Here is a 13,109-nt window from a genome sequence, read left to right on the forward strand (position 1 = left end):
CGCATTAACTTAATCGCTGCACTGGTAAACCGGATGAACTTGCAATAATGACTTTCGCAAGAGATCTATTTTTTAATAGTTTCATAAAAAAATTTTACTACTAAAAAATAGAGTGTGAAACATATCACATTTTATGACTTTTTCAATATTTATTGACGTTATTTTAAGCGACTTTAACTCGTATCCTGGACGGCACACCCGACGCTGATTTAAGAAATCTAAATAATAAAAAACCCCGGCATCCTGCCGGGGTTTTTTATTGTCGCTGATTGTGCTGTTGTACCCTCTGGTCCATGTGCAATAACTTATAATTTTTGTTTTATGTTATGGAACTTCCTGTTCCTGATGAGTTCATCATAGGAAAGTTCCAGTATCCTAGATAGCCGCAAAGGGCCGAGATTCACGTAAGCCTGAGCGTACAAAATAGCCTAAATTTTATCCACAAAAAATGTGGATAATTTTAAGCATTCAAGCATTGATAAAATTTAAAAAATTGCAAAATCGACTACTTTTTAAACAAATTTATTGGCAAGAACTATCAAAACTGCTCATAAAAAAGCCGACTTGTTTCCAAGCCGGCTTTTCGACATCGTCGAGCATTATCACTATAACACAAGTATTTGATTTTTATGTGTTTAAAATATGCTGTTAGTTTCATATAAGGTGTATTATGTTAATTTTAGGAAATCTAAATACTCTTTTGATTCACACGCTTTGAAAGCTCTTCTGCACTTTCTACACGTTCAGAGTAACGGTCAGTGAGATATGAGGACTGTCCCCTGGTTAAAAGCGTAAATTTATAAAGTTCTTCCATCACATCGACAATCCTCATGTAATAAGAAGAAGGCTTCATACGACCATCCTCTTCAAACTCCAGAAATGCTTTAGGAACTGAGGACTGATTTGGTATCGTGATCATACGCATCCAACGCCCTAAAATACGTAATTGATTTACAGCATTAAAGGATTGCGAACCTCCACAAACTTGCATTACAGCTAAGGTTTTACCTTGCGTTGCACGGATTGCACCCGCTGCTAATGGAATCCAATCAATTTGAGCTTTTAATATTGAACTCATTGAGCCATGACGCTCAGGAGAACACCAAACCATGCCCTCTGACCATGCTAATAGCTCATGCAGTTCTTTGACCTTTGGATGTTGCATATCACCATCTTCAGGCAGAGGTAGCCCTTTTGGATGGAAGATTTTCACTTCCGCACCAAAATATTCAAGAATTCGACCAGCTTCCTGAATAGCTAAACGGCTATATGATCGATCACGATTTGAGCCATACAGAAGCAGTATTCTTGGAGGATGTTCAAGGTTCTTTGCCTGAACTTTTTCTAAAGTCGGTTTTTCCAAAAGACTAAGATCAATATTTGGTAAGTTCATTAGCTTCATGCCTCTTTAAAAACTTTTTTTCTCAGCCATAGCGAAACTGTCACTAAGGCAATCAATACAGGCACTTCAACAAGCGGTCCAATCACTGTTGTGAAAGCCACAGGTGAAGCTAATCCAAAAGTGGCAATCGCTACAGCAAGTGCTAATTCAAAATTGTTGCCTGCCGCAGTAAAGGAAATAGCAGTTGTTTTAGGATAATCGTTACCCATCCACTTACTCATAAAGAAGCTGATGAAGAACATCGCAACAAAGTAAATTGTCAAAGGAATAGCGATCCTAAGTACATCTAGAGGAAGGCTAACCACTTCACCACCTTTAAGGCTAAACATGGCTATAATCGTGAATAAAAGCGCAATAAGGCTGATTGGGCTAATCTTTGGGATAAATCTAGATTGATACCAATCCACCCCCTTCTGTTTGACTAAAATCAACCGAGTTAAAAATCCAAGTAAGAACGGAATACCTAGATAAATAAGAACAGCATAGGTAATTGTCCAAAAGCTCACATTAATGATTTGTGCTTCTACCCCAAAGAATGGTGGTAAGAAGGTTAAGAATAACCAGGCATAAGTACTAAAGAATAAGATCTGGAAGATACTGTTAAACGCGACTAAGGCAGCGACATACTGATTGTCACCACATGCCAAGCCATTCCAAACCAAGACCATAGCAATACATCTGGCCAAACCAATCAGAATGAGACCAGTCATATATTCCGGATAGGAGTGCAAAAAAATGATTGCCAAACCAAACATTAAGCAAGGTGCTATTAGCCAGTTTTGAACGAGAGATAATGTAAGGGTTCGCTTGTCCTCAAATACTTTAGGCAAAGTCGCATAGTCTACTTTGGCAAGTGGTGGATACATCATCAAAATAAGCCCTATTGCGATAGGGATATTCACTGAATTAATGCTTAAGTGATCGAGTACCACAGATGCTTGAGGAGAAAATACACCAATACCTACTCCTAATGCCATGGCAATGAAAATCCATAGCGTTAGATTTCGATCTAAGAATGAGAGCTTTGATCCGGACATTGAATTACTCGCATTGCATAGAGATAGATAAGTTGCTTGCAGATTTATTCAGTACTTCATCATTTAAGACATTGAGCACTGCATTTACCCATTCTGGTAAATCAGGATTTAATCGGTAATACACCCATTGTCCCTTACGCTCATCTAACAAAATTGAGAGATTACGAAGTAAAGCCAGATGACGAGAAATCTTAGGTTGGCTCAGTTGTAATATCTCTGTGATTTCACAAACACATACATTTTGTCTTGCTAAAATAATTTTTAAAATATCTAGACGTGTCGGGTCAGATAGGCATTTAAAGAAATCTGCTTGATCCATAATCTACACTCCAATATATGCTATTGCGAATATACGCATATCCATATATAAATGCAATATTATTAAGTTCTGAGTTAATCCAATGTCATCGAAAGTTAAGATCTATCACAACCCAGCTTGCGGAACATCAAGAAATACATTAGCTCTCATTCGAAATACAGGAGAAGAACCTGAAATTATTGAATACCTTAATACCCCTCCGAGTAAGAGCGAACTCATTAATTTAATTGAAAACGCAGGGATTTCTGTACGTGAAGCTATTCGCAAAAATGTAGAACCCTTTGAAACGCTCAAGTTGGATCAGCAGCACTGGACAAATGAACAGCTCATTAATTTTATGCTTGAGTATCCAATTTTAATTAATCGTCCATTTGTAGTGACTGAGTTAGGCGTAAAACTATGTAGACCATCTGAACTCGTTTTAGATATTTTGTCTGCGCCTCAATTAGGAGCTTTTACCAAAGAGGATGGTGAAATAATCATCGATAAAAATGGTAAGCGGATTAAATAAATCCGCCTCATTTAACATAAAATCTCTTATTCGAAATTCAGTTGTAACCCCAAATAGAAATGTCCGGTTTATCGATTGCTCGACCTAAGATCTCAGAACATAAGAATTTGATGATCACCCTGGTTCTCAAAACTCGATACTTTATTGAAAAGTTCTATCGAGGCTTATAAGGGCACTGTTGCAAATAGAGATTTGAGTCGATGAAGTTCCTTTTTAAAAGTGCTTAGAGACCGAAAACCCTGTTGATTAGACACACTTCACCTTGAGGCTGACCATAATAAAATGACGATGCTTGTCCTTTACGTAGTGCACGCATGACTTCAATACCTTTAATTGTGGCATAAGCCGTCTTCATAGATTTGAATCCTAATGTGGCCCTGATGATTCTCTTTAACTTACCATGATCACATTCAATGACATTATTTTTATACTTAATCTGCCTGTGCTCAATATCTACTGGACATTTTCCTTCTCGCTTTAACCGTGATAAAGCATGGTCATAGGTCGCTGCTTTATCTGTATTGATGACCCGTGGAATTTGCCATTTTTTCACCGTATTGAAGATTTTTCCTAAAAAACAATAGGCTGATTTACTGTTCCGTCTAGCGGAAAGGTAAAAGTCAATCGTATGACCACGTTGATCAACTGCACGATACAGGTAAGTCCATCGCCCCTTCACTTTGATATAAGTCTCATCCATATGCCATGAATGTAAATCTGTAGGATTACGCCAATACTAGCGTAAGCGTTTTTCCATTTCTGGAGCATAACGCTGAACCCAACGATAAATTGTGGTGTGGTCAACATTCACACCCCGTTCAGCGAGCATTTCTTGAAGTTCACGATAGCTGATGCCATATTTACAATACCAACGAACAGCCCAAAGAATGATTTCACCTTGAAAGTGCCGACCATGGAAGGGATTCATCTGCTGTATCTCGAAATAAATAAGATATTTAGCTTATCATGTCAGCCTATTTGCAACAGTGCCGTACAACGAGCCTTAAAAGCACATACCACTTAGAGTTCCCTTCAATTTCGAATAAGAGGTTTTATGTTAAATCAGGAGTTCACAATATTGGTCGCCATAATACTTTTTTCATAAAAATGAAAGTAATTGACATCATTTTACTTTAGTGATTAATTTTTTATTACAAATATCAATAACTTGAGATGATCATGTTTTTCATCTCCAACTTTTGATAAATTAATGTTAAATCAAACTTTTTTATCCAATTGGAGTAAATTCCACTACCTTGTCTAATTAGTAGTGCTTCATATAGTGTTCTTATTATTTGCATTAACTCTTCATTATTATTCTGCATTGGATTAATTGATGTTACTGTTAAAATAGACTTTAGATAGCCTTCTTTTGTCTTTATTTCTTTCTCTAAATCATCATGGATTTGAACTTGATAAAGAATATTATCAATAAAAAAATGATATGTTCTATCAATAAATTTTGGATCTTTTTCAGGCTCTCGTCCTGAATTACTTTGCCATATTTGTCTTAAATATATTTTTCGCTCTTTATCTATAGTCCAATCTCTATCAGGATGCCAAACTCCTCTAGGAACACTATTTTCTATTTCATCAAGACCATATTCAATACGATCCTCTCCACTAATTCTTTCATTTATAAATCCCATTATTTCCCCTCTTATTAAATGTTCTTATTTCAGAGTAATTAGAATAGTTAAATTTAGCTAAAATTAACATAATACGGATTATCTGAAGCCTGGGATGTCTTCCAGGCTTCTTTTTTGGCTTCGTATAACAGCCATTATGTTAAATAAGTAAAATTTAGTTATTTTTTTGAGATGATGGAGCTGAGTTCCATGTGTCTAATAAGCGCCATATTGCATTATCAATATCTTGCCATTTCTCCCAATTGTTTAAATTAGTTTCCCATTGAACCCATATATCCCCATACTTATTTGATTCATAGTTATTTCCTATTATTTCAATTGATTCTCCATTTTCTGGTCTTCTTCCTCTTGTATTAACTTTAAGAAAGACACCAGAAACATTTGGAATATTCGAATCTGCATAACAAAATAGATATTCATCAGAAAAAATCCTCCGATAACATTCCAAGCCGAATTTTTTAAATTTCGAATCCATCTTGACATATTCCGGAGTAATATTATTAAGAATTACTTTTTTTGTATCAGTATTATTTTCCCTCATCTCTAAACCTAAACCTTTTATTCGTACTCGTACCTGATCTTTATGATCAGGTGCAAAACCATCCGTAGCTTCTATTTTTTCCCTATTGAAAGTTAAATAAAATTCTAATTGTCGATTAGAGTCAGGCATTGGTAAAGTATTTGCTTCCTCTTGAGTTATAGCGGGAAATTTTTCAGGAATATAGTCAATTGGAAACTGCCCTAAATAATGTTCACGTTCAGGGCGATAAAATTCATTATCAAATTGGTCAGGAATATGTTTTCTACGTGGACCAAGCTTTGCTTTTACTATCAAATTTGGATTCTGCTTCCATGTCACTATTTCCCCTTCTTTAGGAATATCTTTTGAAATATCTTTTGATGTACATCCAATAAGTAACAGGACATACGAGGAAATAATCCAATATCTTTTTATTAGCATTATTTATCTCTTATAAATTTATGATTTCAGCAAAATCAGAATAGTTAAATTTCCCTAAAATTAACATAATACACGTTATACGAAGGCAAAAATGGGAGCTATAAGCTCCCATTTTTAGTCTTTAATTCGCTTTTTCGCTTCGTCATAAACTATGCTATCAGCTCGTTTTCCGACGGTAATGAGCAGGATAACTACCTGATCATCTTTAACTTGATAGACAAGTCGGACACCAGCTTTTAATAATTTGATTTTATAGCAACCTGCAAGATCGCCTCTAAGCATGTTCTTTGGAATATGTGGCTGCTCTATGACTTTAGCTAGTTTCTTTTTAAATTGATCTCGTATAGCAACAGGGAGTTTTTCCCATTCTGCTGTAAAGTCCTTGTGACGTAAAAGCTTATAAGTCATCTAATGTGACTTCCTCAAACATCTCTTTAGGATCGTTAATGCGCTTACGGACAAGAGCTAATAATTCTTCATCTTCTTCCGAAAGCAAAGCTTTTTTGACGGGCAGTTTCCCAGTCGTAGCAACATACTCAAGAATACTAGTGAAGAAATCCGTAGGTGCAATACCTTGCTCTTTAAGAATTGAATAAGATTTTTCTTTAAGGGCTCCATCGACCCTGAAGTTAACAGTAGCCATCATATTTTCCAAGTGTTTAATGTACTAGGAATAGTGTAATGCAAATTGCATTACAAGTCGAATTCGCATAACAGCCATTATGTTAAATAGGGCTTTTAAAATTATTCTTCAATAGAGTTTCCATCAAGGTCATATAGCTTTACTTCTCTTGCACCAGTATTAAGAAATAACTCCTTAAAAGCTCGTATTTCAATCTTAGTTAAATTACCTTGTATCGGCTCCATTATTTGGACAATCGTAATAGGAGCTGTAAACTTGAAAAAAGATAAACCGTTAGAATGGTGTCTCATTAAAGCTTTTAATGTTGTTGTAGCGCTTTCAAAATCTGCCAAAATCATTCTTGGGTGATCATAAGGTGATTTAGGAATTTCAGTTGCTTTGACTGTGCCATTCTCTGCCATCAAACTTATACGGTTTTTATAAAAATGTATCCATATTGCTTTAGGATATTTTTTTAAATCGTCTCTTATCATTTTAGTTCTTAACTTGGATGTTCATTTAATTATAAATATATATTTTTTTTAATTTCAATTGGATAATTCTTAATTTATTCTAAAATTAACATAATACACGTTATACGAATCTCTAAAAATAAGTTTATTGCACTGATTTTTATATATTTTTTAAATTTTAAGCCTAGACCAGAGTCTAGGCTTTTTCATTTCGTATAACAGCCATTATCTTAAATGGGAGGGGGAGATTAAGCTAAAATTAGGGTTTTAATTTAGAGAAAGTAATGTCTCAGATAAAAATTTATGCTTTAGATGAAACTATAGAATTACATCGTGATAATTTAAGTAAAGCTATCCATCAGGCTTTAGTTAAAGAATTAAAATATCCTGAAGAAAAAAGGTTTCAACGTTTTATTCCACTAGAATCCAAAAATTTTATATATCCAGCAGACCGCAGTACATCTTATATAATTATTGAAATTTCCATGTTCGATGGACGAACAAAAGAGACTAAAAAAGCATTCATTAAGACTCTATTCGAAAATATAAACAATCTATGCGGTATTGATTCAAATGATGTTGAGATAACTATATTTGAAACTCCTAAAGAAAACTGGGGCATTAGAGGGGAAAATGCGGATGAACTACAGTTAAATTATAAGGTAAGTATTTAAATTTACTGAAATTAACATAATACACGTTATGCGAAATTAGAAAAATGAGTTTATTGCACTGATATTTATCTGTTTTTTAAATTTTAGACCTGGGTTGGTGCCCAGGTTTTTTTATTGCGTATAACAACCATTATGTTAAATCAGCAGTCAGAGCTTGGATCTTCCAGCTGTAAATAAGTCTCGAATTTCCCTCTAATACTGTCAGGTAAAGCTAAGTCGTCTATATTTTTTTGACTTGCCAGCATGTATGTTTTTAGAGCATCAAAGGCCTTTTGATCATCTAATAACATATGGATAAATTTACTTCGATTGATTCCCATATCTTCACAAAAAACATCCAATTTCATGAGATCTGGCTCAGGTAACTTAAATGACATTGCGAGAGTTTTTACAGACTTTGCATCTAGCTCTGTAGCATGAAGGAGACCTAGTTCTTCAAAATAATTACTCATTAGCTTGCCCCTTCTTTTGTTGATTCAGTATTTCATCTGCTAAATCCGTAGCTCGGTCTATGAAGCCCATTTTTGCCAGCATGAAGATATGGAAATACTCATTTCCTGAATCTTTGAGTTTATTTTTTATCTTAATTAAATGGTCCTGTACTGCATCAATATCAGTATTTTCTTGATTTAAATCACCAATCTGATAAAGGCCTTTCAGATATGAAAGATAAGCTGATTCTATATAAGAGCTAACTATTTCTTGAAGAACTTTACTCTTGCTTTTGCCTATAGCATTTGCAACTGATTCAAGAATCATATTCTGATCTTCGGAAAGTTTAATTGACAGCCCTTTCATTGCATTAGGCTCAAGATTGATACGAGTATTCAAACCTAGTTCGACAAAAGCACTCAGCCCATCGATAGACATTTCCCTTTTAGCTCGATGTCTATAGGCCAACTCTTCTAAATCTAATTTTTCAACCATTTGTTTTATCTATCAGTTTTTGAAATTGAATAAATTATAGCACATTAAATATAAGTGTAGATACAAATGTAAATACTTTTTGTAATTAAAAAAATTACAAAAAGTATTTACAAGTTTTTGTGTGTGCTATAGGATGAAAAACATACAGGCAATAGGCAGAAATAAAATGATTAAAACGAACCATTTCATGAAGAGAACTTCTCAACGAGGAATTACCAAAGCAATGGTTAACTATGCTTTAGAGCATGGTGAAATCGATGGAGATAAGGTGATCGTGAATAGAAAATTGATCCTTCGTCATCGAGAAGAAATGCTACGTGAATTAGCTGTGATGGCTAAGCTCTTGGATAAAGGCGGAATCGTTGTTGTTAGTGAATATGAGTCTTTAATTACTGCCTACGACTTTGATAGTCGTAAAAACAAATATTCTTAAGGAATAGTGTCATGAACAAGAAATATGAAAATGAAGACAAAATCTATGTATGGCGTTCTGATGATGCTTTGAATAGATATCAGAAAGAAGAATCCTCTGATATTCCATACGATGATGATGAGCCATACGAAAATCAAACAGAACCTAATAATCCCCCTCCCAGAAAACCACTCACACAATCATTAACAGGGGCTAACAGAGGATTTATATCTAATCATTCTGGATCGGATTATGAAGGTTCTGAAAACTATGAACATGATGATAATGGAGATCTTATGAACTACTCAGGTGTATACGATAGTGTAATTAATGACCTTAGTGAGCATGAGGGTTATCAGGAAGGCTATGATTATTGAGTTTTGCTACAATTAACATAATACACCTTATACGAATCTAAAAATGGGAGCCTTTAGCTCCCATTTTTACTATATTTTTTAAAGTTTTAGGCGTGTTGTACAGTGAGTTTTAAGCCTAACGCATTTACTACACGATTAATCGTATCAAAACGTGGTGCTGAATCATGACGTAGGGCTTTGTAGAGTGCCTCTCGCCCAATCCCTGCTTCTTTAGCAATTTGAGTCATGCCACGAGCTTTAGCAATAACACCAAGTGCATGGGCTAATTCAGCTGGATCATTATCTTCAAGAACCATATTGAGATACATCACAATGTCTTCTTCAGTTTTGAGTGACTCAGCCATATCAAAACTTGGTAAATCAGCGACTTTAACCATTTTAATCCTCCAATGTTTTCGATAATTTGACTGCACGATCGATGTCTTGTTGTTGAGTCGATTTATCTCCTCCACCAAGCATTACAATCACTACGTCACCATGCTGGATGTAATACATTCTCCATCCAGCACCGAAGAACTCTCTCATTTCCCAAACGCCATCTTGGAGAGGCTTAATGTCTCCCCAATTTCCACGTTGAACCTTATCTAATCTACGATTCAGACGAATACGGGTCATATTGTCTTTAATGCCATCTAACCATTCATCAAATTCTGGCAGACGTTTAATTTCAATCATGAGAATTCCTTATCTTCTCACTATATTGTATTCGATCGAATACAATATGCAAGTAGTCTATACGGACATCCATTAATTTCGTATAACAGCCATTATGTTAAATGGGGGGAGCCTCTAAAAATTATTGTCAAATTATGAATAAATATTTTTTATAACCTGATAAAAATCTAATGTTTAATTTATGATATTAATAATTAATTTAATAAGTCTTAAAAACATGGATTTCGATAGTACTACTCAATTACCTACAAAGCTCTTAAATAAAATTTCTGAAGTTATTTCAGTAGACCCTAATGACATTGTTAAAGATGCGCAGTCTAAAGGGTTACCTATTTCAAAAATAGAAGACTTTACAACAGAAATTATTTGTAAAAATTATCGAAGAATTGAAGATATTTCTGGTTCTTATGGTAACTATGCAGCAAGAAATAATGCAGTAACTGGACTGGCCTCTGGCGTTGGTGGTGCAGTAACAATGGTAACTATTGGGAGCGTGGATATTGTAAATATGGCAGCGCAATTGTATAGGTTGAATCAACGAGTTGCATATTTGAATGGCTTTGATCCAAATAATCCACATGATGCAGAACTAGCTAGAGAAATTTATTTATTTTCATTGGGGTTTGATAAAGCAGCTGTTGCTGGTGTGCAAGCTATGATGAATAGAGCTGCTCAAATTGCAGGAAAATCTGGGGCAAAATCAAACCCAGTACTTAAACTGATCATGATTGTTGCATCAAAATTAGCACCCAAAATGACAACTAAACAGGCAGCAAAATTTATTCCTGTTGTTGGTGGTATTTTGGGTGGAGGCATTAATTTCGCATTTGCTAAATATGCATCAAGTGAAATTCAGAAAAGATATAAAGAAGAGTTTTTTAGAAAAATGCAAACAGAGTCTATAAATTCTTAATTTTATAAATTTGGTACGGATATGTTAGTAATTTAATATTTCTAAAATTAACATAATACTGATTATGCGAAACGTGAGCCTATAGCTCTCGTTTTTTCGCTCTAAAACTGCTAAAATTCTTATACGCCATTGACGTACTTAAACCTATGCTATTCATTGAAACCAGTATTTTTACCAAGCAAATCAAAGAGCTTGTAAGTGATGAAGAGTATCGTCAGCTCCAGCAAGATCTCTTGGTACAGCCTGATAAAGGTGACTTAATCAAGAATGGCGGTGGCATTCGTAAAGTACGCTGTGCTCAAGGTAATAAAGGTAAAAGTGGCGGTATCCGTGTGATCTATTACTGGGTCACAGAAGATGATCAGATATTTTTCTTGGTGGCTTATCCAAAGTCTACGAAAGATAACCTGACAGACAAAGAGACCTCTATTTTGCGTCAATTAGTGAAGGAGCAATTTCATGGATAACAACTTATTTGATGACCTGGTTGCTTCAATCAAAGAAGCTGGTGCCATCAAACGCAATGAAATGAAAGCAAGCCGGGTAACTGAGCTTGAATTGCCGGATATTAAGGAAGTACGTGAGAAGACAGGCTTAACCCAAGCTGAATTTGCTGCACGTTTGCATATCAGTGCCAGAACCCTGCAAAACTGGGAACAAGGCCGTCGCTATCCAACTGGCCCAGCAGCAACGCTGATCCGCATTCTGGATGCTCATCCAACCTTGATTTAAAAAATTAGATAATAAAAAACCCCGGCATCCTGCCGGGGTTTTTCGTAGGCACTGTTGCAAATAACCACGAATGGTAAGCTGAAGACTGTTTTAGCTAAAGGTGCAGCATATGAATCCTTTCCATGGTCGGCATTTTCAGGGCGAAATCATTCTTTGGGCTGTGCGCTGGTATTGTAAATATGGCATTAGCTATCGTGAACTGCAGGAAATGCTGGCCGAACGGGGTGTGAATGTTGATCACACGACTATTTACCGTTGGGTTCAACGTTATGCTCCTGAAATAGAAAAACGTTTACGCTGGTATTGGCGTAATCCTACAGATCTGAGCTCGTGGCATATTGATGAAACCTATGTAAAAGTGAATGGACGATGGTCTTATCTGTATCGTGCAGTCGATCAACGTGGCGATACCATTGATTTTTATCTTTCTTCTAGACGTAATACCAAATCAGCATATTGTTTTCTTGGAAAAATTTTAAATAATGTGAAGAAGTGGCAAATTTCAGAAGTGATCAACACGGATAAAGCACCCACATATGGACGTGCTTTATCACGGTTAAAACGGGAAGGAAAATGTCCACCAGACCTTGAGCACAGGCAGATTAAGTATAAAAATAACGTGATCGAATGTGATCATGGCAAGCTAAAGCGAATCATCAGGGCCACATTAGGATTCAAATCTATGAAGACGGCTTATGCCACAATTAAAGGTATTGAAGTCATGCGTGCACTACGTAAAGGACAAGCTTCGTCATTTTATTATGGTCAGCCTCAGGGTGAAGTGTATCTAGTGAATAGAGTTTTCGGTCTCTAAGCACTTTTTAAAGGGGGCATCATCGACTCAAATTTCTATTTGCAACAGTGCCCAACAAAGCCCATATAGGCGATGAAGTAAATTATGAAATCGATCAAACCACACGAACTTTGGTTGATACTTTAGAAAATATTCATCAAAAATAAATTCCAGTGCATTTTACACGGCTCAATTCAGATAAAAATATTGATTGAGTCCATGTAAAACAATGCCCATAATTTGAATTTTAGCTTTTCCTACGAATAAAAACTTGGACCAGGTATTTTTCCTGTTAAAACCCATTCGCCAATTTCTTGATATTTATAATCGACTGGATCATATAAAGTTTGTGTTCTGACATTTCGCCAAAAACGATCTAAATTCAATTTTGCTGTTGTTGCTCTTGCTCCCTTTTTCTGGGTATACAAGCCTAAATTTTATGGAAGGGATTCATATGCTGCACCTTTAGCTAAAAGAGTATTCAGCTTACTATTCGTGGTTATTTGCAACAGTGCCTTCTGGTAAGGGTCGGCACCGGCACATCAAAAAAATCTCTCCCTGAGTACGGTTGTTTCTATCGGGAGCAGAATATTAATTTCGTTACTTTAGACTATAGCCTAACGGAACAAAAT

The 13,109-nt window shown here is 35.5% G+C and carries 20 protein-coding genes and 3 pseudogenes; 9 read left to right on the top strand and 14 right to left on the bottom strand.

Annotated features, from left to right (window positions below; all coding sequences use genetic code 11):
- Positions 1-688 precede the first annotated feature (688 nt).
- Genes arsH through G5T77_RS11290 form a run of 3 tightly spaced genes read right to left on the bottom strand, consistent with a single transcriptional unit; the run spans position 689 to position 2,758 of the window.
- Positions 689-1,393, bottom strand: a complete 705-nt coding sequence (arsH, locus tag G5T77_RS11280; protein ID WP_166138391.1) for an arsenical resistance protein ArsH — start codon at positions 1,391-1,393, stop codon at positions 689-691.
- Between the two features lie 5 nt (positions 1,394-1,398).
- Positions 1,399-2,439 carry an ACR3 family arsenite efflux transporter gene (arsB, locus tag G5T77_RS11285; RefSeq protein ID WP_166138388.1) on the bottom strand — a complete coding sequence of 347 codons (1,041 nt, stop codon included), beginning with the start codon at positions 2,437-2,439 and terminating at the stop codon, positions 1,399-1,401.
- A gap of 4 nt (positions 2,440-2,443) precedes the next feature.
- Complete coding sequence (locus G5T77_RS11290; RefSeq protein ID WP_166138385.1) at positions 2,444-2,758, bottom strand: metalloregulator ArsR/SmtB family transcription factor; 315 nt, start codon at positions 2,756-2,758, stop codon at positions 2,444-2,446.
- Positions 2,759-2,840: 82 nt separating this feature from the next.
- Here G5T77_RS11290 and arsC point away from each other — a divergent pair, with 82 nt between their 5' ends.
- Entirely contained in the window at positions 2,841-3,269 is a 429-nt protein-coding gene (gene arsC / locus G5T77_RS11295) for an arsenate reductase (glutaredoxin) (RefSeq protein WP_166138382.1), read from the top strand.
- A 223-nt stretch (positions 3,270-3,492) separates the two neighbouring features.
- Here arsC and G5T77_RS11300 read toward each other — a convergent pair.
- From G5T77_RS11300 to G5T77_RS11330, 6 genes and pseudogenes are all read right to left on the bottom strand, one after another.
- Positions 3,493-4,197, bottom strand: a pseudogene (locus tag G5T77_RS11300) (IS6-like element IS1008 family transposase).
- A 232-nt stretch (positions 4,198-4,429) separates the two neighbouring features.
- Positions 4,430-4,918 (bottom strand): hypothetical protein, encoded by a 489-nt coding sequence (locus G5T77_RS11305; RefSeq protein WP_166138379.1) that lies wholly within the window; start codon positions 4,916-4,918, stop codon positions 4,430-4,432.
- A gap of 154 nt (positions 4,919-5,072) precedes the next feature.
- A complete protein-coding gene (locus G5T77_RS11310) occupies positions 5,073-5,879 on the bottom strand; it encodes a hypothetical protein (protein ID WP_228278815.1) in 807 nt (268 codons plus the stop codon).
- Between the two features lie 114 nt (positions 5,880-5,993).
- Positions 5,994-6,287, bottom strand: a complete 294-nt coding sequence (locus G5T77_RS11320; protein WP_000221358.1) for a type II toxin-antitoxin system RelE/ParE family toxin — start codon at positions 6,285-6,287, stop codon at positions 5,994-5,996.
- Positions 6,277-6,522: a type II toxin-antitoxin system RelB/DinJ family antitoxin gene (locus G5T77_RS11325; RefSeq protein ID WP_166138376.1), complete on the bottom strand. Its 246-nt coding sequence runs from the start codon at positions 6,520-6,522 to the stop codon at positions 6,277-6,279. Before G5T77_RS11325 ends, G5T77_RS11320 begins: the two co-directional genes overlap by 11 nt.
- Positions 6,523-6,623: 101 nt before the next feature.
- Positions 6,624-6,995 (bottom strand): hypothetical protein, encoded by a 372-nt coding sequence (locus G5T77_RS11330; RefSeq protein WP_004726814.1) that lies wholly within the window; start codon positions 6,993-6,995, stop codon positions 6,624-6,626.
- A 263-nt stretch (positions 6,996-7,258) separates the two neighbouring features.
- Between G5T77_RS11330 and G5T77_RS11335 the strand changes: the two genes are divergently transcribed.
- Positions 7,259-7,648: a tautomerase family protein gene (locus G5T77_RS11335; RefSeq protein WP_121594982.1), complete on the top strand. Its 390-nt coding sequence runs from the start codon at positions 7,259-7,261 to the stop codon at positions 7,646-7,648.
- A gap of 140 nt (positions 7,649-7,788) precedes the next feature.
- On the opposite strand, the gene G5T77_RS11340 is transcribed toward G5T77_RS11335, so the two are convergent.
- Complete coding sequence (locus G5T77_RS11340) at positions 7,789-8,100, bottom strand: hypothetical protein (RefSeq protein WP_004282111.1); 312 nt, start codon at positions 8,098-8,100, stop codon at positions 7,789-7,791.
- Complete coding sequence (locus G5T77_RS11345; protein WP_166138373.1) at positions 8,093-8,575, bottom strand: hypothetical protein; 483 nt, start codon at positions 8,573-8,575, stop codon at positions 8,093-8,095. Before G5T77_RS11345 ends, G5T77_RS11340 begins: the two co-directional genes overlap by 8 nt.
- 133 nt (positions 8,576-8,708) lie before the next feature.
- Here G5T77_RS11345 and G5T77_RS11350 point away from each other — a divergent pair, with 133 nt between their 5' ends.
- Together G5T77_RS11350 and G5T77_RS11355 are read left to right on the top strand one after the other, a co-directional pair.
- Positions 8,709-9,008, top strand: coding sequence for a DUF4258 domain-containing protein (locus G5T77_RS11350; RefSeq protein ID WP_227607580.1), 300 nt, complete (start codon positions 8,709-8,711; stop codon positions 9,006-9,008).
- Positions 9,009-9,019: 11 nt separating this feature from the next.
- Complete coding sequence (locus G5T77_RS11355; protein ID WP_004282115.1) at positions 9,020-9,364, top strand: hypothetical protein; 345 nt, start codon at positions 9,020-9,022, stop codon at positions 9,362-9,364.
- 86 nt (positions 9,365-9,450) lie between these two features.
- Here G5T77_RS11355 and G5T77_RS11360 read toward each other — a convergent pair whose 3' ends face one another.
- Both G5T77_RS11360 and G5T77_RS11365 read right to left on the bottom strand, forming a co-directional pair.
- Complete coding sequence (locus G5T77_RS11360) at positions 9,451-9,741, bottom strand: addiction module antidote protein (RefSeq protein ID WP_060875721.1); 291 nt, start codon at positions 9,739-9,741, stop codon at positions 9,451-9,453.
- Position 9,742: 1 nt separating this feature from the next.
- The gene (locus G5T77_RS11365) at positions 9,743-10,039 is read right to left on the bottom strand and encodes a type II toxin-antitoxin system RelE/ParE family toxin (protein ID WP_005175534.1); all 297 of its coding nucleotides are present in this window, start codon (positions 10,037-10,039) and stop codon (positions 9,743-9,745) included.
- Positions 10,040-10,220: 181 nt separating this feature from the next.
- Here G5T77_RS11365 and G5T77_RS11370 point away from each other — a divergent pair, with 181 nt between their 5' ends.
- The 5 genes and pseudogenes from G5T77_RS11370 to G5T77_RS17210 form a co-directional block, all read left to right on the top strand.
- Positions 10,221-10,952, top strand: a complete 732-nt coding sequence (locus tag G5T77_RS11370) for an EcsC family protein (RefSeq protein WP_166138371.1) — start codon at positions 10,221-10,223, stop codon at positions 10,950-10,952.
- Positions 10,953-11,098: 146 nt separating this feature from the next.
- Positions 11,099-11,419, top strand: coding sequence for a type II toxin-antitoxin system RelE/ParE family toxin (locus G5T77_RS11375; protein ID WP_004755868.1), 321 nt, complete (start codon positions 11,099-11,101; stop codon positions 11,417-11,419).
- Positions 11,412-11,684: a NadS family protein gene (nadS, locus tag G5T77_RS11380; protein ID WP_004896911.1), complete on the top strand. Its 273-nt coding sequence runs from the start codon at positions 11,412-11,414 to the stop codon at positions 11,682-11,684. Before G5T77_RS11375 ends, nadS begins: the two co-directional genes overlap by 8 nt.
- Before the next feature lie 109 nt (positions 11,685-11,793).
- Positions 11,794-12,498 (top strand): IS6-like element IS1006 family transposase, encoded by a 705-nt coding sequence (locus G5T77_RS11385; protein ID WP_166236220.1) that lies wholly within the window; start codon positions 11,794-11,796, stop codon positions 12,496-12,498.
- Positions 12,499-12,563: 65 nt separating this feature from the next.
- Positions 12,564-12,644: pseudogene (locus tag G5T77_RS17210) on the top strand (riboflavin synthase); the annotation flags it as partial.
- Positions 12,645-12,734: 90 nt separating this feature from the next.
- On the opposite strand, the pseudogene G5T77_RS11395 reads toward G5T77_RS17210, so the two are convergent.
- Positions 12,735-12,887, bottom strand: a pseudogene (locus tag G5T77_RS11395) (monooxygenase); the annotation flags it as partial.
- Positions 12,888-13,109: the final 222 nt, after the last annotated feature.

Source organism: Acinetobacter sp. GFQ9D191M, assembly GCF_011174875.1.
Classification (GTDB): domain Bacteria; phylum Pseudomonadota; class Gammaproteobacteria; order Pseudomonadales; family Moraxellaceae; genus Acinetobacter.